Annotated in this window: 19 protein-coding genes and 4 pseudogenes; 10 read left to right on the top strand and 13 right to left on the bottom strand. The window is 73.2% G+C overall.

Annotation, left to right across the window (positions count from 1 at the left end; all coding sequences use genetic code 11):
* The 7 genes and pseudogenes from ACFY3L_RS51850 to ACFY3L_RS51820 all read right to left on the bottom strand — a co-directional run.
* Window positions 1-82 (bottom strand): annotated as a pseudogene (locus ACFY3L_RS51850) (RNA polymerase subunit sigma-70); the annotation flags it as partial.
* Window positions 83-94: 12 nt separating this feature from the next.
* Complete coding sequence (locus ACFY3L_RS51845; RefSeq protein ID WP_389342437.1) at window positions 95-772, bottom strand: hypothetical protein; 678 nt, start codon at window positions 770-772, stop codon at window positions 95-97.
* Between the two features lie 162 nt (window positions 773-934).
* A complete protein-coding gene (locus ACFY3L_RS51840) occupies window positions 935-1309 on the bottom strand; it encodes an ArsR/SmtB family transcription factor (RefSeq protein WP_389342434.1) in 375 nt (124 codons plus the stop codon).
* On the bottom strand, window positions 1293-1802 hold the full coding sequence (locus ACFY3L_RS51835) for a metal ABC transporter permease (protein ID WP_389342431.1): 510 nt from the start codon (window positions 1800-1802) through the stop codon (window positions 1293-1295). Before ACFY3L_RS51835 ends, ACFY3L_RS51840 begins: the two co-directional genes overlap by 17 nt.
* A 9-nt stretch (window positions 1803-1811) precedes the next feature.
* The gene (locus tag ACFY3L_RS51830) at window positions 1812-1982 is read right to left on the bottom strand and encodes a hypothetical protein (RefSeq protein ID WP_389342429.1); all 171 of its coding nucleotides are present in this window, start codon (window positions 1980-1982) and stop codon (window positions 1812-1814) included.
* Window positions 1983-2210: 228 nt separating this feature from the next.
* A pseudogene (locus ACFY3L_RS51825) lies at window positions 2211-2582 on the bottom strand (nuclear transport factor 2 family protein); the annotation flags it as partial.
* Between the two features lie 21 nt (window positions 2583-2603).
* A pseudogene (locus ACFY3L_RS51820) lies at window positions 2604-3449 on the bottom strand (NAD(P)H-binding protein); the annotation flags it as partial.
* A 47-nt stretch (window positions 3450-3496) separates the two neighbouring features.
* On the opposite strand from ACFY3L_RS51820, the gene soxR reads away from it, so the two are divergent.
* Window positions 3497-3898: a redox-sensitive transcriptional activator SoxR gene (gene soxR, locus ACFY3L_RS51815; RefSeq protein WP_389342426.1), complete on the top strand. Its 402-nt coding sequence runs from the start codon at window positions 3497-3499 to the stop codon at window positions 3896-3898.
* 555 nt (window positions 3899-4453) lie between these two features.
* Here the strand turns inward: soxR and ACFY3L_RS51810 are convergent.
* Window positions 4454-7183, bottom strand: coding sequence for a BTAD domain-containing putative transcriptional regulator (locus tag ACFY3L_RS51810; RefSeq protein WP_389342424.1), 2730 nt, complete (start codon window positions 7181-7183; stop codon window positions 4454-4456).
* A gap of 58 nt (window positions 7184-7241) precedes the next feature.
* On the opposite strand from ACFY3L_RS51810, the gene ACFY3L_RS51805 reads away from it, so the two are divergent.
* The 3 genes and pseudogenes from ACFY3L_RS51805 to ACFY3L_RS51795 all read left to right on the top strand — a co-directional run.
* Window positions 7242-7463, top strand: a complete 222-nt coding sequence (locus ACFY3L_RS51805) for a hypothetical protein (RefSeq protein WP_389342422.1) — start codon at window positions 7242-7244, stop codon at window positions 7461-7463.
* A gap of 239 nt (window positions 7464-7702) precedes the next feature.
* Window positions 7703-8032: a hypothetical protein gene (locus tag ACFY3L_RS51800; protein ID WP_389342420.1), complete on the top strand. Its 330-nt coding sequence runs from the start codon at window positions 7703-7705 to the stop codon at window positions 8030-8032.
* A 241-nt stretch (window positions 8033-8273) separates the two neighbouring features.
* Window positions 8274-8609 (top strand): annotated as a pseudogene (locus ACFY3L_RS51795) (transposase); the annotation flags it as partial.
* A gap of 284 nt (window positions 8610-8893) precedes the next feature.
* On the opposite strand, the gene ACFY3L_RS51790 reads toward ACFY3L_RS51795, so the two are convergent.
* Complete coding sequence (locus tag ACFY3L_RS51790) at window positions 8894-10837, bottom strand: hypothetical protein (RefSeq protein ID WP_389342418.1); 1944 nt, start codon at window positions 10835-10837, stop codon at window positions 8894-8896.
* A 99-nt stretch (window positions 10838-10936) separates the two neighbouring features.
* On the opposite strand from ACFY3L_RS51790, the gene ACFY3L_RS51785 reads away from it, so the two are divergent.
* The 4 genes from ACFY3L_RS51785 to ACFY3L_RS51770 are packed head-to-tail and all read left to right on the top strand — an operon-like array spanning window position 10937 to window position 16033.
* Window positions 10937-13333 (top strand): hypothetical protein, encoded by a 2397-nt coding sequence (locus ACFY3L_RS51785; protein WP_389342415.1) that lies wholly within the window; start codon window positions 10937-10939, stop codon window positions 13331-13333.
* The gene (locus ACFY3L_RS51780) at window positions 13330-14583 is read left to right on the top strand and encodes a CHAT domain-containing protein (RefSeq protein WP_389342413.1); all 1254 of its coding nucleotides are present in this window, start codon (window positions 13330-13332) and stop codon (window positions 14581-14583) included. Before ACFY3L_RS51785 ends, ACFY3L_RS51780 begins: the two co-directional genes overlap by 4 nt.
* Entirely contained in the window at window positions 14580-15065 is a 486-nt protein-coding gene (locus ACFY3L_RS51775; protein WP_389342410.1) for a hypothetical protein, read from the top strand. Before ACFY3L_RS51780 ends, ACFY3L_RS51775 begins: the two co-directional genes overlap by 4 nt.
* Window positions 15062-16033, top strand: a complete 972-nt coding sequence (locus ACFY3L_RS51770) for a hypothetical protein (protein ID WP_389342407.1) — start codon at window positions 15062-15064, stop codon at window positions 16031-16033. The genes ACFY3L_RS51775 and ACFY3L_RS51770 overlap by 4 nt, the downstream gene beginning before the upstream one ends.
* 352 nt (window positions 16034-16385) lie before the next feature.
* On the opposite strand, the gene ACFY3L_RS51765 is transcribed toward ACFY3L_RS51770, so the two are convergent.
* Both ACFY3L_RS51765 and ACFY3L_RS51760 read right to left on the bottom strand, forming a co-directional pair.
* Window positions 16386-17450, bottom strand: coding sequence for a cobalamin-independent methionine synthase II family protein (locus ACFY3L_RS51765; protein ID WP_389342404.1), 1065 nt, complete (start codon window positions 17448-17450; stop codon window positions 16386-16388).
* A 557-nt stretch (window positions 17451-18007) separates the two neighbouring features.
* On the bottom strand, window positions 18008-18847 hold the full coding sequence (locus ACFY3L_RS51760) for a helix-turn-helix transcriptional regulator (protein ID WP_389342401.1): 840 nt from the start codon (window positions 18845-18847) through the stop codon (window positions 18008-18010).
* A gap of 49 nt (window positions 18848-18896) precedes the next feature.
* On the opposite strand from ACFY3L_RS51760, the gene ACFY3L_RS51755 reads away from it, so the two are divergent.
* Window positions 18897-19607, top strand: a complete 711-nt coding sequence (locus ACFY3L_RS51755; RefSeq protein WP_389342398.1) for an alpha/beta fold hydrolase — start codon at window positions 18897-18899, stop codon at window positions 19605-19607.
* An 83-nt stretch (window positions 19608-19690) separates the two neighbouring features.
* On the opposite strand, the gene ACFY3L_RS51750 is transcribed toward ACFY3L_RS51755, so the two are convergent.
* Window positions 19691-19906: a helix-turn-helix domain-containing protein gene (locus tag ACFY3L_RS51750; protein ID WP_389342395.1), complete on the bottom strand. Its 216-nt coding sequence runs from the start codon at window positions 19904-19906 to the stop codon at window positions 19691-19693.
* Window positions 19907-19909: 3 nt separating this feature from the next.
* The gene (locus ACFY3L_RS51745; RefSeq protein ID WP_389342392.1) at window positions 19910-20470 is read right to left on the bottom strand and encodes a TetR family transcriptional regulator; all 561 of its coding nucleotides are present in this window, start codon (window positions 20468-20470) and stop codon (window positions 19910-19912) included.
* Window positions 20471-20536: 66 nt separating this feature from the next.
* Between ACFY3L_RS51745 and ACFY3L_RS51740 the strand changes: the two genes are divergently transcribed.
* A complete protein-coding gene (locus ACFY3L_RS51740; protein ID WP_389342446.1) occupies window positions 20537-21475 on the top strand; it encodes an oxidoreductase in 939 nt (312 codons plus the stop codon).
* The last annotated feature ends 103 nt before the right edge of the window (window positions 21476-21578 follow it).

The raw sequence follows: 21578 nt of genomic DNA, 5'->3' as shown, positions 1-21578 counted from the left end.
CAAGGAACGCTGACTGGGTGACATCCTCGGCCAGCGACCAGGATCCGGTGAGCTTGAACGCGTGGTTGTACACCGCCCGCGCGTAGCGGTCGAACTACTTTCCCTCCCGCGATCCGTCGGAGGTCATGGCGCCCTGTCCCGGTACGGCGGGCAGGAAGACGTGGGCATGGCCGTGGCCGGCGTCGATGTTGAGCTGGTCGAGTTGGGTGCCGCCGACGGCCCAGGTGGCGACGGCGACGTCGCGAAGTTTGCCGGCATGGGCGAGCTGGGCGGGCTTCGACGAGGCGGGGGCGGTGAGTGCCTGTTCGTAGGCGATGACGGCCTCGTGGAGGGTACGGGTGGCGGCGCTGAGTCCACCGCGGGCGATGTTGACGCCGGTGCCGGCCGACGGTGGGTTGTCGAACCCGGCGACGGCCTTGGCAGTGGTGGTCCGCCATGCGGTGACCTGCTGCGCGGCGGCGTCGGGTCCAGGAGCAGCAGCGCCGGGCGGGACAGCGGCGGCGAGTCCGTCAAGGACGGGGGCGAGGGCGTCGCGGACATGCCGGGCCTGTTCGGTCAGGGCCACGATCTGTTCGGCGTCGCGTTTCGCGTCCGCAGCCTTGATCTTGTCGATGGCCTCTTGCGTGTCGGAGCGCGGGTCGGCGGTCGCCGCGCCGATCGGGCCGCCCAGCAACGCGCCAACCGCCAGTGCCAGCACGATCCACACCCAGGGCAGTCCGGTGCGCGGGCGTTGCGGAACGGCGGTGGGGCGACGCTTGGTCTTGCTGCTCACTGCGGTGACTCCTCGCTCACGATGACAGCCGTCATCGAGACGGTCCGCCGCGACCACCCGATCCTGCTCAGCACGCACCCGGTGCCGCGATCGCCGAATTCTCCCGCCGAGGAGGACCGGGCCGCGGTTCAGGCCTGCCGACACAGTACGGTTTGACCTGCTTCAGGGGAAGACGCATCCCGTCGGAGAGGCGGCGGCCTCAGCTGCCGCGGGCGGCCAGGGCAGCGGCGATGATCGGCCCGCCGGGTGCGACAGCTGGTACGTGGTGTCGCGCCCGACCTGCAGGCGTTGCACGACCTGCGCCTGGCGCAACACCCTCAGGTGCTGGGACACCAGCGTCTGGGTGGCGCCGACTGCGTCGACGATCTGGTGGACGTGCGGCTGGTCGTGCCGCGCGAGCAGCTCGACGATCGCAAGCCGGATCGGTGCGGCGAGCGCACGGAACAGCGCGCTGGCGGCGTCGTACTGCGCCAGCGTCAGCGCGCCAGACGTAGCGTCGAGGCGCTGGTCGAGGGCCTGGTCAGGGTTGGGTGACAACCGACGCTCCGGTCTCAAGAGGTGCCCGGTCCGTGACTCGGTGACGGCGGTGCAGCCACCGGGCGAGCAGGCTGTGGCGTGATCCGACGAGCATCGAGACGGCAGAACAGGTGGTGGCGGTCAGGCTGATCGCAGCGCCCGCGGCGACGTCCCAGGTGCGGGACAGCAGCAGCCCGCCGATGGTGCTGGCGACGGCGATGCTCACGGCGACGGCGGTCATGGTGGCGATCCGGTCGGTCCAGAGCCGGGCGGCGCCGGCCGGGGCAACGACGAGGGCGAGGGTGAGAACGGTGCCGACGGCCGGGACGGCGATGACCACGACCGCTGAGATGAGCAGCAGGAGGCCGAAGTCGATGGCGGTGGTGCCGTACGCCGTGCCGGTGGCCGCGTGGCCGCCACCGCCCGAACACGACCACCACTCGTCGAGGCGGGCCGCATCCCCGTGGATGCCGGCTACACCGTTCTCGGCAGAGCGCGTCGCTTTGCCGCGCACTGCACTCCGTCAGCCGCCGAACGCCTGCAGAAAGGTGCGCACCGCGGCCCGGGCGACGGCGACGAGTTCGCGGCACACGGTGCGCACCGACACGTCCAGCTCGACGGCCAGGGCCCGCTCGGTCACCTTGCCGCCGGACTGCAGCCGCAGCAGGAGCGCAAGCGGTCGGTCCGCCCTCATGCCCGCCTCCTCGCTGACACAGGATGTCGGCCGTCCACTCCTACCTGATGCCGACCTCGCCGCCAAGGTCGATACGGACCCGTAGCCCGACTCCCGCACCGGCCTCACGGTCATCGCCGCTTCCGCGCGTGACACAGCTGCCCGCTGCCACCGTCGGTTACACAGACACGACGGCGGCGTTGGTGGATGGGCAACCGGGTGAACCTGCGCCGGGCGGCCGGGGCGCCGTCACGCCGTGCCGGTGATGGGGGGCGGGTCGAAGTAGTGGACCTCCTCGCGGACGATGGCCCCGTCGGCGACCGTATACAGGCAGAGCTTCACGGCATCGGTACGCCGGTTCGTCGCACGATGGGTCTGGTCGAACGTGAAGCGGACCGCGAACCGGTCTCCGCCGACGAACGGGCCATCCGCGTGCACGTGGTGGATCTCGAGATCAGCGGTCAGCCGTTCGGCGTTGCCCAGGACGGCCGGCAGCCCGCGCAGCTCCACGTGCGCGCCGCCGGTCTCCGCGGGCGCGACCCGGACCACGCCCGGGTCGAACAGCCGCAGCGCGAGCTCCATCCGGCCGGCCCGGAAGGCCTCGACGTAGCGCCGGGCCACCTCGTCGACTGTCGGCGGCCGGAAGTCACCGGCGTGGTCGCGGGCCCACTGCGCGAACGACCGGGCCGGTGATCCGGTCAGCTGCCGTACCGTGTCCGTCACCGGCTCGGGCGTGCCGACGAGCGTCGCCCAGTAGGCCAGCGCCGCGTCGGCGAAGGCCGGCTGCGCCCAGCTCAGCATCTCGGCCCGGGCCTCGTCGGGGCCGGACTCCTCGGCCGTCGCCGGCCGCCCCGTCGCCACCCCGATGAGGCGCACCTGCTCCGCCTGCGTGATTGCCGCCGGCCCGGTGAGAGGGTACGCCCGCCCGCCGTGCCCGTCGCCCGTCATGACCACGACGGCGGCCTCGGCGATGTCCCGCTCGTGGATCAACGATCGCGCTGCCGCCAGGTAGGGCGCGCGGACGGGGCGCCCGGCCCGGACCGCCGGCGCCCACTGCAGCGTGTTGGTGGCAAACCCGCTGGGCCGCAGAAACGTCCACTCGGCGCCGCTGCGCCGGACAGCGTCCTCGACCTCGCCCCACACGCCGCTGGCCGCCGGCGGTGCGTCGTCGCGCACGCTCATCGCCGAGACGTACACGACCCGTCGCCCTTGGTCGCCGAGGACACCCGCGACGCCGTCGATGCCTTCGGCGGTCATGAAGGGCCAGATCAGCAGTACCGCGTCGATGCCCGCCGACGCGGAGCGCAGGGCGTCGAGGTCCCGCACGTCGGCGCTGACGCGCTCGACGCCTTCCGGCAGCCCGCTGGCGTCGCGGGCCAGCCCCCGCACGGCCACGCCCCGCCCGCGCAGCAGCTCCACGACATGCCGGCCGATGTTGCCGGTCGCCCCGATCACCAGGGCCCGCTCGATGTCAGTCACGCGGACCATGCTCAACAGTGAACCGAGGTTCACGTCAAGAGCGCTAGGGTTGGCCCATGCCGGCCGAAACCATGGCAATGCTCCCGATCGGCGATGTGTCCCGCCGCACCGGCGTGCCCGCCTCGACGCTGCGCTTCTACGAGCGGCAGGGCCTCATCCGCAGCCACCGCACCGCCGGCAACCAGCGCCGCTACGACGACGTCGCGCTGCGCAGGGTCGCGTTCGTCCGCGCGTCGCAGCGCGTCGGCATCGGCCTGGCCCAGATCCGTGAGGTGCTGGCGTTCCTGCCCGAGGACGCGCCCCCGACCCGCCAATTCTGGCAACGGGCCTCCCAGTGCTGGGGCGAGGTCATCGACCAGCAGATCGCCCGGCTGGAGCGGGAACGCGCCCACTTCAGCGCCTGCACCGGCTGTGGATGCCTGTCCTTCGGTGCCTGCGAACTGGTCGACCCGCGCTGAGGTCCCCGCACTGGTCGCTGCCGGGCGTCGCAACCCCACGCGTGGCACGCGAAGACCGCGTCACCGACGACGCGGCGCACAGGCCGCGGGCCCTCGCACGGCTGCGCGCCGGGTAGCTGCACCACCTGCAGGCCGAAATCGACCAGCTCGACAGGACGGCAACCCGTCGCGGTACCGCCGGGGCGTCACGATCGCCGCCCATGAACCCGGCCAGGAGGCCGAGCTCAAGACACACAACAACGGTTCGGCGGCGATCACCGCGCAACAGGCCGAGTGCACCGGTGGCGGCCGGAACATCGGCTTCCGCGTGCCGGAAGAACGTCGTGAACTCTCGCACGAGCCCGTACGCGAGTGAGCGCGAACCCGTACGTCATCCCGTCGTCGAACGTCGGCCCGCCCGCGAACCCGATGACCAACTCGGACGCGTCCGCGAACAGGATCCCGAACCCGAGCACGCCGGCCAGCCGAACGAGGATGGAGTCGCCGGTGTGGCGCCACCGGATCTGATGCGAAGCCGTGGCCGCGGCCCGTTCCGGGGGTCGCGGCCGTGCTGCTCTACCGCAACCTGAGCGACTTGAGGGCCGCTGCCTCGCGGGTGCGGCCCTGGCTCTCGTAGAGCGTCAGCGCCGAACGCCGGGCCGATGTCGCCTCGGCGTCGCGGCCGAGGGTCAGAAGGACGTCGGCGAGGTGCACGAGCGTGTCGGCTTCCTCGTAGGTGTCGCCGAGCGCCCGGCGCAGGTCCAGTGCGGCACGGTAGTGCTCAAGGGCGTCGGCGGGCCGCCAGCTGTGGTGGGCGATGTACCCGAGGCTGTCCCTGGTGTACGCCTCGATCTCCCGGAACCCGTGGACCCGGCTCAGCGAAAGTGCCCGCCGGCAGTATCGCTCGGCGGGCTCGAACTCCTGGACGCGGGCGTGGTACCAGCCGGCCGCGTTGAGCGCCTCGGCCTCACGGGCTGGGTTGCCCAGTCCGGAGCGGATGCGCAGGTTCTCCCGAGCGTGGTGCAGTGCCTGCCGATCGTCGCCGGCCCGTTCCCAGGCCAGCGCCAGGTTGAGGTGTGTCTGGGCCTGGCCGTCGGCGTCTCCGGCCGCTGCGAAGCCCGCCGCAGCCCGCTCCAGGTGGTGCAGCGCAAGGTCGTGCCCGCCGAGCGGGACGTGTGCGCGACCCAGCAACCGGTGGCACAGCGCCGCCGCGGCCGGGTCTCCGGTGGTGGCCGGGAGCGCGGCTCGCAGCGTCGCGACCCGCTCGGCGAGCCGGCCGCCGCGCCAGTGGAAGGTGTCGAGGGCCCAGGCGAGGCGCCACACCGCTGCCTGCGAACCGTGCTCGGCCGCCGCCTGCTGGGCCGCGGCGAGACACTTGTGCTCGGCGGCGAACCAGTCCATGGCCTCGGAGTCGGTGAAGGAGCGGGTGACGGCGACGCCGTCGAGCGGGGTGCGGTGTGGTGCCAGTGCGCGGTCGGCGGCCACGGCGGTGTCGGCGTACCAGTTGGTGAGCCGCTCCCGGGCTGCGGCGATCACCTCGGCCGGCTGGTCGTGGGCGCAGCACTCGGCGGCGTACAGGTGCACGAGGTCGTGCATGCGGTACCGGCCGGGCGCATGCTCCTGGAGGAGATGGGCGGCGGTGAGCCGGCGCAGCGCGGCCCTGGCCGATCCGGCTGGCTGCCCGGTGAGCGCCGCGGCGGCCGGAATGCCGATGTCGGGCCCGGGCGCGTCGCCCAGCAGCCCGAAGATCCGCGCGAGAGCGGGCTCCAGGGCCTGGTAGGAAGCGGCGAAGACGGCCCGTAGGTCGGCCCCGAGGTCGTCGGCGTCCAGGGCGTCAAGCCGCGCCGCCCGGTCGCTGAGCTCCTCGGCGAGCGCGGCCAGTGGCAGCGCCGAGTGGATGCGGGCCCGGGCCGCGACGATGCTCGTGGCGAGGGGCAGCCCGGCGCAGTGGGCGACGAGCGCGGCGGCGGCCTCGGGCTCTCGCGCTGCCCGGCCCCGGCCGACGTGGCGCATCAGAAGCTCCCGCCCCTCGGCGCTGGGCAGTGCGTCGAGGGTCATGGGCCGGGCGCCCGTGGTGGTGACCAGTCCGGCCAGCTGCCTGCGTCCGGTGACCAGGACCATGCAGGCCGGGCTGCCGGGCAGCAGCGGTTCGATCTGGGCGGTGCTGCGGGCATTGTCGAGCAGCACGAGTACTCTGCGGCCGGCGAGGAGGCTGCGGTACAGCGTCGCCCGGTTGTCCAGATCGTCGGGGATCTCGCCGGGTGCGACGCCGAGTGCCTCCAGGAAGCCGCGCAGGGCGACGGTCGCCGGGACCGGCTCACCGGTCGGGTCGAAGCCGCGCAGGTCGGCGTAGAGCTGCCCATCGGGGAACCGCTCGGCGTTGCGGTGTGCCCAGTGCAGGGCGAGCCAGGTCTTGCCGATGCCACCGATACCGCCGATGGCCGCGATCCCCATCGTATCCGCGGTGGCGATCCGGTCCAGCTGAGCCAGTTCCCCGGCCCGCCCGACGAACACCGCTGGCGGTGCCGGCAGCTGCCGGGGCGGGTTGCCGGCCGACGCCGGGACGGCCGGCACGACAACCGGGGGAACCGTGCCTGCCAGCAGTTGCTTGTGCAGTCGTTGCAGTGCCTCGCCCGGGTCGTTGCCCAGTTCTTCGCGCAGCCGCGCCCGGGCCAGCCGGTAGTGGGCGAGAGCGTCGGCAGCGCGGCCGACGCGGTACAGGGCGAGCATGAGCTGCCCGGAGGTGCGTTCGTCGAGCGGGTGTGCCTCGGCTCGGGCGAACAGCCCGGCCAGCGCCTCGCCCGCACGGCCGATGCGCAGCCGGACGTCGTCGCGGTCCGCCTCGGCGGCCAGCCGTTCCCGCTCGGCGGTCGCCCGTAGCAGGTTGAAGTACGGCGTGTCGAGGTCGGCGAACGCGGTGCCCCGCCACAGTCCGAGCGCCTCGTCGAACAGCGCCGCCGCGGCCGGGTCGTCGCTTGCGGCCCTGGCCCGCGTGCACAGGTCGCGGAAGCGGTGCAGGTCGACCGTGGCCGGCTCGGCCGCCAGCAGGTAGCCGCCGGCTCGCCGGATCAGCGCCGGCCCGCCGTCGAGGGCGGCTCGTAGCCGGGACAGGTAGCTGTAGAGGGTCGGTGTCGCCCGTCGTGGGCGGGCGTCGCCCCACACCCGCTCGACGAGGTCGCCCGTGCGTACCACCCGGCCGGCGTCGGCCAGCAACGCCGCCAGCACGCCCCGCTGCCGGGCGGGGCCGACCGCGACGGGTACGCCAGCGCGGACGGCCTCGATGGTGCCGAGCAGTCGGAACTCCAACGTCGCCTCGACCGTCCTTCTCCGGGCTGGGGCCGCCGATTCAAGGTTTCTTCAACCTTTGCGCATCCATGATCGCGCATGGTTGTCCCATCACTGGTACCGGCCACGGGGAGGCACCGATGAACACCACATTGACGATCGCCGCAGCGGCAGTCAGCAGCGGATGGAGGTCCTCACCGATCTCGGCCTGACCGGCCAGGACGTGGCCCGCCACGTCACCAAGTGGGTCAGCCGCCTTGACGTGCTCGCCATCCGCGTGCCGGCGACGAGCCGCGCCTGAGCGTTCAACGGCAAAAGTTCCTCAAAGCAGGGCCGGGTGATAGTCCACGGTGGATGGCACTGGGAGTGAAGCGTCGAAGCCCCTGGGCGTCCGGAACCGTTCGGAGTCATTCGTGAACAGTTCCTTCAGTCGCATCGAGTGAAATGCATCGCGATCATTTCCTCCGAAACGGATGGGAGCACATCATGCCGAACCTTCGTCGCAGCCTTACCCGAGTCGCGGGTGTTGCACTGCTCGTCATGGGCGGGCTGGTAGCGGTGGGCCAGCCGGCCTTGGCCGCCGCCCACACATGCAATGGCTCGGAGCAGTTCGTCACCTCAACCACCGGGGCCCGGGTCTGCTACTACGACGACACGGCGACCTACAAGATCTGTGACACCGCGACCGGGAACCACCCTGCGGTGACGATCTACTACGGCGACGGGACCTCGGCGACCTGGCACGAGTACCCGGGCTACAACAAGTGCGGCCCCGAGTACTCCCTGGACTGGGACGCCATCGGCATGCGAGCCCGCAACTACAACGGGAGCACTCTGGTGAATTCGGGTCCCTTGGTCCTCTTCGCGTAGGCAGCGGCCCACCGGGCCCGTCGGCATCCTGCCGGCGGGCCCGTGCTACGGCCCGGCCGGGGACGGGACTGCCTTGAAACGGTGTAACTCGAACAAGAGGGGCATCGTTTGGGATCTGTGACTACCGAGATCAAGACCGCTGACGCGGCCGTGGACGAGTTGTCGGCGACGGTGCCGGTGCAGGCTGGGCCGGTGGACGGGCGGCAGGCCGCGACGGCCGAGGCCCCTGGACCCGGCGTTGGTGGCCCGGTTGGCGGTGCAGGCCCGGGCGCAGGGGGTGCAGCTGCTGGGCCGGGGCGGGGTGCTGCAGCAGCTGACGAAACGGTTCCTGGAGGCGGCCCTCGAAGCGGAGATGGATGCCCATCTCGGCCATGACAAGCACGGCCCGGCTGGGCGCGATGGCGGCAACTTCCGCAACGGGTGGCGGACGAAGACGCTGTTGACCGAGGTCGGGTCGGTGGATATCAGCGTGCCCCGGGACCGGGACGGCAGCTTCGCGCCGGCGAAAGTGCCGAAGCGCTCGCGCCGTCTGGGCGGGGTCGAGGACCTGGTGGTGTCGCTGTCGGCCAAGGGCCTCACGCACGGCGAGCGGGCCCTGCTTCTCCACCGCGGCAGTATCCACGGCCTCGCTTGTCAGGTGCATCTCCTTGATCAGGAGTTACACCGTTTTCACAGTCCCCTGTTGGGGCTTGAGACGGCGATTATGAGGGTCTGTTCGCGCGGGTTGCGGGCCGGTTTTCGCGGGGTGGAGCCGCGCCAGCGGGCGCCTCGACCGGCTCGCCGCCCGCGGCCGCCTCACTTCCCCTCGCCGACCCTGCCTCTGTCACGGGGAAGGAGTGCCCTTGACGGTAGCCCTGGCTACTACGTCGACCTGTCCGTCACATCAGTCAAGCCCAAGCCGACGCGCTGGGCGGCCGCGGCATGGACGATCCGGTCGGCGACCTCGACGGTGCTGAGGAGCTCGGTCAGCATGTCGAGCGGCCACTCGGCCAGCTCGGCCGCGGCGTCGGCCACGATCGCGGTGAAGAGGGCCTCGTCGAAGGGTTCGCCGAGCACGATGTCGCCGCTGCCGCGCATGGCCACGGACGCGCGGATGACCGCTGTCAGCCGCTCCCACCACTCGGGGCCGCCGGGGTCGCCGAGCTCGGCGAACACCCGGTGCGGCGGCTCCCCGACCGACGCGAGCAGGTAGGCGGCGTTGAAACGGGCCAGCCGGGCGGCGACCGACGCGCCCGCCGCCGTGAACTCGGCCGACGCCTGGCGCAGTTCGGCGGCGCTGGACATGGTGGCCTGGCTCGTCGTCAGGTCGGGATAGTCCGAGTCGGCGATCGGCGGGAGCGGCATGACCCAGTTGCCGGAAAAGGGATCGGCCTCGTAGGCGACCAACCATTGGGTGGTCACCGCCCACACCCCGGCGCGGGTCACCGCCGTCTGGCCACGAGCCAGGTGCTGCCAGCGCGGGAGCGGGCCGTCGTCGTCGAGCAGCCGCGGTACGACCTCGGCGTCCACCATGCTCAGCGCCTGTTCGGCGAGGTCGGTCCAGCGCAAGGCCCGCTCGCCGCGCAGCGGGAAACGCAGGCGGATGTCCCCGGCCATGAATCCCTGTCCGTGGATCATGTTTCCGGCGGCGGACCACTGCGCCGCCTCGCACAGCAACGTGATCAGCCGGTAGATGGCCAGGTCGCGGGGGCCCGTACGGGAGAAGTACGTGTCGTGCAGCCAGGCACCGAGCTCTTCCGACGGCCAGGGCGGGTCTTGGCTCAGGAGCTGGGTGATCGACGCGATCTCGGCCGACCGGTGCAGGTCACGCCGCCGCAGCGGCAGGGTCGACGCCTCGGCGACCGCGAGCACGGTCGCGGCCTCGACCAGCGACGGCGAGCCCTGCGTGACGGCGATGGCGAGCGGGAGGAGGCCGGTGCCGAGCGCCAGGCGGACCGCGCCGGCCAGAAGAGCGACGATCCGGCGCCAGCCGAAGAGCCGCCGGAGCACGGGAGTCGTCCCGTTCCAGGGTACGGACTGCCGCTCGACCAGGTAGTGGCGGACCGCCCAGGCGGTGAACGCGAGCACGGCCAGGGCCACGCCGCCCGCCCAGCCGTGCGGGAGCGGAAACGTCCAGGGAGACCGGGCGAGGATCACGGCGGCGGCGACCGCGGCCACCACGACCATCCGGGCCCGGCGCCGCACCGAGCGGATGAGCGCGTGCAGGTCGAAGACCCAGACGAGCAGCTGCACTCCGACCGCGATCGTGGCCACGGTCCACAAGGGATGGTGGTGCCAGAGGACGTAGCCGGTCGGTGCCAGCGCCGCGAGCGTCGCGGCGGCGAGCCAGAACCAGTCGTGCGGACGCGGCGGCCGTACCGCACCCACGCGCCGCGAAGCATCGCGTAGCCGGACCGCGACCGGCCCCCACGCGGACGGGCCCACGTTGATGAGGTTGACGACGGCGCCCGCCACAATCGGGGCCGCCCAGTACTGGACCAGGTCGGGATCGGGTCGCCAGATCGAGTAGCAGACTGCCGCGCCGAGCGCGACGCCCGGCGTCCCGCTCAGCCCGAAGAGCACGAAGCCGACCGCGGCGAGCGCCCACGGGCCGGCCGTGGCGGAGAGCCAGTGCAGCGGGAACGAGAGCGGCCAGGCGAGCAGCGTCCACAGCAGGCCGGCGCCGATCCACGAGCGCGGTAGCACCTGGATGAACGCGGTGGTCCGGGCCTGCTGCTGGTGAGCGATGACCCGGCGGCGCAGCTCGACGCAGCCGGCGGCGAGCACCCCGATCGCGACGGGCCACGACAGCAGGCCGCTGAGCATGCCGCCATCGTCCCGCCCGGAACGAGGACCGGGTGACTACTGTCAGTGATCCGATCGGACCGTTGCGCCGCTGCCGCCGGGTCCGGAAGATCGATGCCGATGCGCAAAACGCTGGTGGTCGCGTCCTCTGCCGTGCTCGGCGCGGCCGGGTGCTTCCCCGCGGCCGCGTTCGTGTCGCACGGCCTCGCCGCGTGCGCGCTCGTCGCGTACGCCGCCTTTATCGCCGGCGCCCTCAGCAAATGGTCGGCGGCGGGCGTCGCCGCTGGTCTCGCGGTTGCCGGGCCGTTCGCGAGCGGCGGCTCCCCGTGGCTGCTGCTGGTCTGCTGGGTCGTCCCGGCCGCGGCCGCCAACCTCCCGCCGAGGCGCCGGAGACCGGACGCCTTCCTGCGCAACCTGACCATTGCGCCGTCGAACAAGGCCGCGATCGCGCCGCGCGTCGAGCCGCAGGTCCGTCTGGTGTCGCTGGCGGCGTATGCGGCCGCGCTCGCCCCGGCAGCGGCCGCGGTGGTTCTCGCTCGGCAGCCGTTACCGCTGCTCGTCGGTGGCCTGGTGTCACTGCTGATGCTCGGGATGCTGGCCGCGCTACGCCCGCTGACCCGGTACAGCCGGCGCGACCAGCAGTTCACGGCGCTGCTGCGCTGGACCGCCGCGGCGCTGGTGGCGGTCGGCCCGATCGGCGGCGCCATCGTGTCGTGGTGGCGTGACCACGTCGCGGCGACCCACCGCGAGGCGCTCGTCGCGGTCGTGCTCGCCGGTTTGCCGGTGCTCATCGCCGAGGTCAACGACCTGCTGCGCCGCCGCCGCGAGATCCGGGCGTCCCGGCGCGACGCTGTGCTCAGCTGGGTCTTCGTACTGGTCGATCAGGGCCTGTTCGCGTTCCTCGCGGGCGTGTCCCATGCCGACCCGGCGTTCCTGCGCTTCGCAGGCTGGCTGGCGCTGTTCCTCGTGCCCTTGCAGGCACGCAACCTGTGGCGGTCCCGGTCGCCCGCGCACGAGCTGCGCCGCCTCGACGCAGGACGGTTCGGGCACATGCGCATCGGCCACATCGACGACTTCGACGCCTGGGTGCACGACGCCGTGATCGCCCGCCGCGACCGCGCACCCGACCTGGCGCTGCTGCACACGCTCGCCGCCGAGACCCGCCTCGCCGCGGCCGGCGCGCCGAACACCGGGCTGCAGATGCTCACCTCCGAGTGGTCCGGCACGGGCCGCGCCGCCCGGCAATGGCTGCGCCGGACCGAGCCGCTGGTGCTGCGGATGCAGTACTACACCGACAACGCCAGCCCGGCCGTCGCGCGGGCGTTCGACCTGGCCCGCGCCGACCTGCTCACCAGCGAGGCCGCGATCGCCCGCCTGGAGTCACGCCGCGAGGAGGAGGCGGCCGCGTACCAGGCCGCGGCCGAGCTGCTGCTGCGGCACGGCCTGCCCAATCTCGCGGCCGAGCGCCTCGTCGACGCCGGGCTGGCGCAACTGTTCTGGCTCGGGCGGCCGGCGCAGACACTCACGACGCTGGCGCCGGTCCTCGACGACCGGCGGGTGACGCCGACGATCCGGCGGATGGCCCTCGCCGCCGCCGGCGCGGCGGCCCGGGTCTCCGGCGACAGCGACCGGGCGCAGGACCTCGACCTGCGGGCCCGGTACACGTTCAGCGGCTGGCTCGACACCTGGCACTACACGCGCGAGTCCCTCGCCGCCGGCCTCGGCCCCGCGTCCGGGGACACCTTCGTGGCGTACCAGCAGCGCGGCTACCAATTCATCACCGCGTGGGCCGGACGCAAGACGCCTCAGCCGCGTCAGCGGGAACGCGGCAAGGTCCAGTACATCCCGACGATCGACACCTCCGATTGGGCGTACGGCCCGGCGCGCACCCTGGCCGAGCGGGCGGCCCGCCAGTGGGGCTACGGGCGCTACGACGCCGCGGCCGACGCGTACGAGCGCGCCGCGGGTCTGCTGGTGCGCGACGGCTACGAGCACAACGCGGTCAACGTGCGCCAGCGACTGGGCCGCGCCCTGTACGGCATCGACCCTCCGCGCGCGATCCGCAACCTGACCGCCGCCCTCGACCTGCAGGAGCAGGCCCGCCTGGAGGTGCTCGACCCCGAGGTACGCATGCACCTCGGCGGTGACACCGAGGACACCTATGAGGACCTGGTCGACCTGCTCGCCGCGGTCGGCCCGCAGGAGAGTACCCGCGCGTTCGAGCTGGTCGAGCACGGCCGCTCCCGCGCGCTGCTGGAGTTGCTCGGCGACGGCCTGCCCGCCGCCGGGCATCTGCCGCCCGAGCTGGCCGCCGAGGAACGCGCGGCGGACGAGCGGCTGAAGGCCGTGCGTGCAGGGCGCCGCGACATCACCGGCCTGCAGAAGCTTCGCCAGGCCAGGGACGGGCTCGTCGCCGTGTGGGACCGGATCGCGGCCGACCCCGCCTCGGCCGAGTACGCCGCTCTGCGGCGCGGCGACCCGCTCACGTTCGAGGACGTGCGGGGGATGCTGCGGTGACCGTTCTCGCCGAATACTTCGTCACCGCCGACAGAACCTGGCTCTTCCTGGTACGCGGCGACCGCGACCGGCCCGAGACGATCGAGGTGCCCCTGCGGCGGGCGGCCCTGCGCGACCTCGTCGGGGAGCTGTTCGGCGCCGAGGGCGAGGGCGAGCCGCTGCGGCGGGCGGACCCCGCGGCGTGGAGCGAGCCGTTCGACGCGTTGGTCGCGCCGCTCGCCGGGCGCGTGCCCGACGGCGAGACGGTGTGGTTCGTACCGCACGACGTGCTGCACTACCTGCCGCTGCACGCCCTGAAACTGCCCACCGGCCTCGTCGCCGAACGCCACCCGGTGTGCTACTCGCCGAGCGCCGGGGCCATGCGCTACTGCCGCCGCAAACGCCAGCCGGCCGGGCGCGCGGTGCGGATCCTCGCCGGTGCACCACCGGACCGGCCGCTGGTCCACGCGTACGAGCAGGCCACAGCCGTGGCCCGGCTCTTCGGCGAGCACAGCAGCCTGTACCTCGGCGACGACGCCACCGCCGAGCGCCTCACCGCCGGCGAGCCGGCCCGGGTGCTCCACCTCGCCTGCCACGGGCTCTTCAACGCCGCCGAGCCCATGCGCTCCGGCCTGATGCTCGCCCAGGACGCGCTGATCACCAGCGAGCAGGTACTGCGGCTCAGCCTCCCCGCCGACCTGGTGACGCTGAGCGCCTGCCAGAGCGGTGTCAACGCGCGCCGGCCCGGCGACGAGCTGATCGGCCTGACCCGCTCGTTCATCTACGCCGGAGCGGCCTCGCTGCTGGTGTCGCTCTGGTCGGTCGACGAGCTCTCCACGAGCCTGCTGATGCGCGCGTTCTACCAGGCCCTGCTGAACGGCGCCGGCAAGGCGGACGCGCTGCGCACGGCCCAGCTCGCGCTGCGCGCCACCACGGCGGCCGACGTGATCGCGTACTGCACCGCAGCCATCGCCGAGCTCGAAGCCGCCCCGGACGCGGGTTCGGCGCAGAATGCCACCGCCCGGGCGCTGCTCGCCGCCGACCTCGCGGGCGCGCGGCTGCGGGCCGGCGACGCCGCGGGCGCGCTCGCCGCCTACACGGACCTGCTGGCGTCCGCGGGACCGGAAGCACCGCGCTACGGCGGCCTGCGCCGGGCCGCCGCGCGCGCCCGGGCGGCCTCGAGAGGACCGGCCACCGTGGACCACGAGCGCACGATGTACGACCATCCCTACTACTGGGCGCCGTTCGCCCTGGTCGGAGACTGGCGATGAACCGGAGGCTGCGCGACGCGGCCGTCGACGCCGACGAGGCCGAGGTCCACCTGCTCGTCGACGAGGCCGGCGAGGTACTGGGCGCGGTCACGGCCGACGGCGACAGTACGCCGGTGGTGGTCGTGCCGGCGGACCTGACCTTCGCCGAGTTCGCCGACTCCGACGCGGTTACGCTGCTGGACCTCGGCGCCCGCTTCGTGGCCCTCGCCGAGGCCGGACAGCCGATCGGCCTGGTACCGGTCGAGACGATCGGCGCGTACCTGGCCGGCGGCGACTACGCGGCCCGGCCGACCACGATGAGCGGCCCGCACGGCGGCAACGCCGACGGCAGCCTGCACGGCGACCCCCAGGTCGGCGTGGCCCGCGTCCGCTGCGCCCACCCCGGCTGCGGCCACGTCAACACCCTCACCTTCTTCGACCCCGACCGGCCGCCGCCCTGCGCGAACCCGGCGCTGCCGCCGCACCCGCTGGCCATCGGGTGATCCCCGACCTCACCGGCAAGGCCGGTAGCCTCCTCGACCGCCGCTTCGTGCTCAACGCGCTGCTGCCCGCGCTCGCCACCCTCGCTCTGGCGGCGGCCGTGGCGGCGCAGGTGAGCGTCGGCACCGGGCGGGCGCTGCGGCGCTGGGACGCGCTGAACAGCGGGCGCCAGGCGCTCGTCGTGGTCGCCCTGATCGCGGCCACGGCCATCCTCGCCGGGCTCCTGGCCGCCAACACGAGCACGCTGGTCCGCTGGCACGAGGGCTACTGGCCGACCCCGGCCGGCCGGCGGCTCGCCGCGCTGGGCCGCGACCACTACCGCCGGACCGGCGCGGCCGGCGACGACTTCCCGCCGCAGACACGGCCCGAGGAGCTCATGCCGACACGGGTCGGCAACGTGCTCAAGGCGGCCGAGATGTATCCGCGGCTGCGCTACGGGCTCGACCCCGTCATCGTCTGGCCGCGGCTGTATCCGCTGCTCCCGCCGTCGTTCGTCACCACGATCGGGGCCGCGAAGGCCGACCTGGAGCTGCACGTCGTGGTGAGCACCCTCGCCACCGCGCTGGGCGTCGCGGGCGGGATCACGCTCGCCGCCGGGCACGCGCCGGCCGGGCTGTTCCTCGGCTGGTACTGGGGTGCGGCGCTGCTCGCGGCAGCCGTGCGGCACGCCGCCGCCGGGCCCGCCCGGCAGTACGCGCTGCAGGTGCGGGTCGCGTTCGACCTCTACCGCGCCGACCTGCTGCACCGCCTCGACCTGCCGGCCGACCCGGCCACGGAACGCGCCACCTGGCAACAACTCGCCCACCTCTGGCAGCTCGGTGTCCCGCTCACCGCCGACGCCACCACGGAAACGCCGCAGCGGCCGGACCTGGACGCGCCGGGGCGGTTCTCCGCCGTACCGCCGCGCATCTGGTGGTGGACGTTGGTGGTGCTGACCGGGCTGGCCGGTCTTGCGCTGACGCGCCGATGACGGTGGCGGCACACCACTCAAGGCCAAGTACTGCTACGGCGGTTCATGACCTTCGAGTGAGTTGAGTTCGGCCGGTCGACGGCGTGGCCGGCCTCGTCGGCCACGCACCGGCGGAGTCGCGTCGACCAGTGGCAGCAGTTCGGTGATGCCGTTGTGGTTGCCGCCGGTCAACGATGCCGCGAGCGGGATGCCGGCGCCCTCGGTCAGGACGTGGTGGCTGTGACGGAGGTCGGTGGCCCCACCAGGACGTCGAGAGCGCCGCCGTTCCCGTCCTGCGCTGAGGCCCTCTCGGCAGGTGACGGATGAGCCCGTGACGCGGCGCGCGGTGCGGACCGGGCGCCGGCCCTGCCCCTCACCCGGCCAGCTGCTCGGCCGCCAGGGCGGTTCCCTCGACCCGGGCGCGTACCTTGGCCCACGCCGTGTCCCGCGACGTGGACACGTCGTCAGCGAACGGAGCGAACCCGCAGTCGTCGCAGGTGCCGAGCCGGTCGGGCGGGATGTACTCAGCGGCCCGTAGCACGCGGTCGCGCACTTGTTCGGCGGTCTCCACCACTGGGTCGACCGGGTCGGTCACGCCGACGAAGATCCGCTGGTGCGGGCGGGAATGCTCAGCGATCGAGGCGAGCACCCGTCCCGGCTCGGGCTCGCCGGCGAGCTGCACGTAGAAGATGCCGGCGTCGATCGCGAAGAGGCTGGGCAGCAGCTCGACGTAGTCCACATCAAGGCTGTGGGTGGAGTCCTGGTCGCCGCCGGGGCACGTGTGCACACCGATGCGCGCCCGCTCCTGCGGAGCGAACCGCTCGAGCACACGGTTGTTCAAGGCCACGAAAGCCTGCAGCAGGGCCTTGGAGGGGTCGAGTTTGATCGAAAGCCGGCCCTCGGTGAAGTCCAGCTGCACGGTCTGAGCGCCGGCGTCCAGCGCGCCGCGGATGTCGGCCTCCGCCTCGTCGACCAGGTCGTCGAGGAACGCCTCTCGGGGGTACCCGTCGATACCGCACTCCGGATACAGCAGGCTGAGCGCGGACGGCGCGATGACCGCCTGCTTGACCGGCACGCTCGCGTGCCGTCGCGCGGCGCTCAGGTACGTCTGCGATCGCGTCGCGTAGCGGAACGGCCCCATGGTGAGGCGGGGAAGCTGCCGCGTATGGCCGTCGGCGAATGGGATGACGGCGCCGTCCGGCGCCAGGGTGTCCAGACCCGACAGCGGGTACGTCGCGAAGCTCGGCTTGCGCTGTTCGCCGTCGGTGACCACAGGTGAGCCGAGCCGCTCAAGGGTGGCGATGGTGTCCCGCACGGCGTCGTCGTACCGCGCGTCCAGAGTGGCCTGCCCGATCCGCCCGGCGGCGTGATCGGCGATGGCGGCCAGCAGCTCCGACGGGCGTGGAAAGCTTCCGATCGGCTCGGTCGGGAGAATCATGGCCGTCAACCTATTGACGGATGACGGGCGGCGCATCTTTCAGCGTGCCCACTTCGGACGGGCGTCGATGAACGGCCAGACTCACGCGATTACTTGAGCGCACGGCTCATCGAGCAGCCCATCGACCCGCTCAGCGAGGGTCACCGCGCTGCTCGCCGTGACCGGCTGTTGCGGACTCTGCGGTGGTGCGCCTCCGGTGAGCTGCGGATGGAACACCGTCTCGCCCTGAAACCTTCCAGTGGGTGCGTGGTGCCGGACACGTGTCGCGAAGCGCACGGACGTGGTCCGTGGGGCGTGGCGGGGTTGCTGGTCGCCGCGTGCGGGGACGGGCGGCGGCACGACGGCGCGGGTCCGAGACGGCGCCGGCCGCGAGCGGCTGGGACCCGCCGCCGGTCTGATCGGCGCCGAGCCCGACCCGGCGACGCGGAAGCACGGTCCGGAGTTGGAGCCCCCACCGCCGGACCGCTCAGCGGGTCACGGCGCGTAGACGCCCTCCCGGACCGGGGTGGCTGCGGATGTGCTGTCGATCCAGCCCTGGAACGTCGGGCGCCACTACCTCAGCTGGGCGCCGCGGCGTTGACGGCGGCGCGGGTACGGGCGTCCGCGGGCACCAGGATCCGCAGGCGCAGCCACGGCGCGTGGGCGGGGCGGCTCTGGGCCGACAGGAACGTGAGGTCGCCGAGCGCCGGGTGCGGGATCCGCTTGCGGGACGGCTCCAGGACCTGCACGTCGTGCCCAGCCCACCAGTCCCGGAAGGACGGGCTGCCCGCGGTGAGCTCCTCGACGAGGGACAGGAAGGCGGGGTCGCCGGGGTGCCGGGCGTGCTCGCTGCGGAAGTCGAGCAGGTTCGCGTGGGCGGTCCGCCGCCACGCCGGTGACCCGGTGTCCCAGCTCGCCGGGTCGAACAGCCACAGCAGCAGGTTGCGCCGGCCGCCCGCCGGGGGCGTGACCAGCCCCGACATGATGATCTCGGCGGCCCGGTTGTGCGCGACCACGTCGAACCGCGGGTCCAGCACGAACGCGACGTGCGGCAGCAGCGCGTCGACGAACGCGGCCGTCTCCTCGTCGACCGGACCGTCCCCGGGCTGCGGCGGGGCCACGGCGGCGAGCAGGAACAGGTGGTCGCGCTCCGACTGGGTGAGCGCGAGGGCGCGGCTCAGCGCGAGCAGCACCTGCGCCGACGGGGTGACGTCGCGGCCCTGCTCCAGCCACGTGTACCAGGACAGGCCCACGCCGGACAGCTGCGCGACCTCCTCGCGGCGCAGCCCGGGCGTGCGGCGGCGGCCCGGGCCCGGGTCCAGGCCGGCGTCCTGCGGGCGCCGCGCCGCGCGGCGGGTCCGGAGGAAATCCGCCAGAGCGGCGCGGCGAGCGGCGCTGGGTGGTGGTGTGGGTCCCACGATGGACCATCCTCTCCCGCCGTCCGCTCCGGGACCGAATCCTGGGCCGGTGACCAACGACGACGTGACCTTCCTCGAGCTCGGCGCGGGCGCCGAGCCGTTCCTGCTCCTGCACGGCGGCGCCGGCCCGCGCTCGATGCTGCCCTTCGCCGAACTGCTCGCCGCGTCCCGCGACGCCCGCGTGATCGTGCCGACGCACCCCGGATTCGCGGGCACGCCGCGGCCCGCGGAGCTCAGCTCCGTCGCGGGGCTCGCCGAGCTGTACGCCGCCCTGCTCGACCGCCTCGACCTCAGCGGCGTGACGGTGGTCGGCAACTCGATCGGCGGCTGGGTCGCCGCCGAGCTCGCGCTCCTGCACAGCCCGCGCGTCGGCCGGGTGGTGCTGGTGAACGCGGTCGGCCTGGACGTCCCCGGCCATCCGGTCACCGACGTGTCCGGCCTCACCCCGGCCCGGCTCGCCGAGCTGTCGTTCCACGACCCGGCGCGCTTCCCGCCGGACCCGGCCCGGCCGAAGCCCGACCTGGCGGCCCTCGCCGCGTACACGGGGATGTCGATGTCCGACCCGGGGCTGCGGGACCGTCTCGCCGGGGTCGACCTTCCCGTGCTGGTCGTGTGGGGCGGGTCCGACGGCATCACCACGCCGTCCTACGGCCGCGCGTACGCCGGCGCCATCCCGGGCGCCCGGTTCACGCTCATGCCCGACGCCGGGCACCTGCCGCAGCTGGAGGCCCCGGACCGGCTCCTGGCCGCGGTCGCCTGACCGGCACCGCGGGCGGCGGACGGAGCCCCCGCCCGGCACCTGCACCGCTCCATGCAGGGGACGGACCAGCGGTGCGGGGCACGTCACTCGGTCGGGCGGGCGGCGAGGCGCAGCTCCAGCATCGCGGCGAAGCGGGCGTCCGGGTCGTGCAGGTCGAGCGGGCCGGCCTCGGCCGCCCGGCGCAGCCGGTACCGGAAGGTGTTCGGGTGCACGTACCTGGCCAGCGAGGCGTACTGGGACTTGCTCGACCGGTTGCGCCAGACCGGCACATCCGTCGCCGCGATGACCGCTCGGGACAACGGTCACGGGGCGGTCAGGCGGCGGACGGCTTCGACCACAGCCGCCCGGCGGCGGTCCGGCTCGACCAGGTCCAGGAACTCGGGCTCGCGTAGCTGCCACATGTTGGCCAGGGCCAGCACGAGGGCGAGGATCTCGCCCGGGGCGATGCGGTCGGTGACGACGCCCCGGCTCTGGGCCTGCGCGATCAGGGCGACCTTCTCGGCCATCGCGGCGGTGGTGGAAGCTCGCCGGGCGGCCGGGTCGCCGCGCTCGAGCTGGTACCAGGCCACGAAGCGCAACACGTCGGGGTGCGCGAGGCCGGCGTCGCAGAGGCGGCCGGCGTACTCCCCCAAATCGTCGGCGTCGATTGGGACGGCCGAGACGGTCTGCTCGACGATCAGGTCGAAGACCGCATCGAACAGGCCGTCCTTGTTCTCGTAGAACGAGTAGACCAGCCCGGCGCTGATGCCTGCCCGCTTGGCCAGCCGGTCGACCCGCGCGCCGGCCACGCCGTAGGCGGAGAACTCCTCCAGCGCCGCCTCCAGCAGCAGGCGGCGCTTGGTCTCGGGATCCCGTGTACGCATACCTCCAGTCTTCTTAATGAACATTCATTTGACAAGTCGCTCCGAACCCTCTATCTTCCATGCCTACTGAATGAATGTTCATTACGAAGGAGGCGTGATGGTCACCTGGACCCCGCGACGATCAGCGATCAGGCCGGGCGGGTCGCCCTGATCACCGGCGGCAACAGCGGAATCGGCTGGCAGACCGCCCGGGTCCTGGCTGTTCACGGCGCCCGCGTCGTGCTCGCCGGACGCGATCCCGGCAAGCTCACGGCCTCCGCCGAAGCGATCCGCGCCGAGGTCCCGTCGGCCGCGGTCGACACGCTCGTGCTCGATCTCGGCAACCTCAAGTCGATCGGCGCCGCGGCGGCCCGGGTCGTCGACCACGGTCCGCTGGACCTGCTCATCAACAACGCCGGCGTGATGAACATCGCCGAGCGGCAGACCACCGCCGACGGATTCGAGATGACCTTCGGCACCAATCACCTGGGCCACTTCGCCCTCACCGCCCAGCTCGTGCCCGCTCTGCGCGTCGCCCCGGCCGCCCGGGTGGTGACGGTCAGCGCAATCGCCGCCCGCTGGGGCAGCGGTGAGCTGACCGACCTGATGAGCGAGCGGAGGTACCGGCCGATGGGCGCCTACGCGAAATCCAAGCGGGCCAACATCGTGTTCACCATCGAACTCGCCCGCCGGCTGGCCGGCACCCCGATGACTGCCGTCGCCGTCCACCCCGGCGCCGCCATGACCAACCTCCAGCAACACTCCCAGGGCCTGGCCGCCCGGCTGCTCCTGCCGATGCTCGGGCGGCTGGCGATGGGTTCGCCCGAGGGCGCCGCCTGGCCCTCGCTCTATGCCGCGACCAACCCCGCGGTCGAGAACGGCGCCTTCATCGGGCCGGCCGGACGCCGCCAAGACTCCGGCACGCCGAAGCCGGCCCGCCTACCCCACGGCGCCGACGACCCGGCCGTCGGCGCCGCCTTGTGGCGCGACAGCGAGCGCCTCACCGGCACCCCCTTCGCCGTCTGACCGGCATCGCCACGCGAAGACGCCGGACGGGCGGTAATGACGTGTTACCGCCACAGCCGCGCGTAAACGCCAGGCCGCCGGCGACGGCCGCCTGCCTCGCCGT

The organism is Dactylosporangium sp. NPDC000521, from assembly GCF_042898305.1.
Taxonomy (GTDB): Bacteria; Actinomycetota; Actinomycetes; order Mycobacteriales; family Micromonosporaceae; genus Dactylosporangium.
This window is presented reverse-complemented; position numbering and strand designations above follow the sequence as displayed.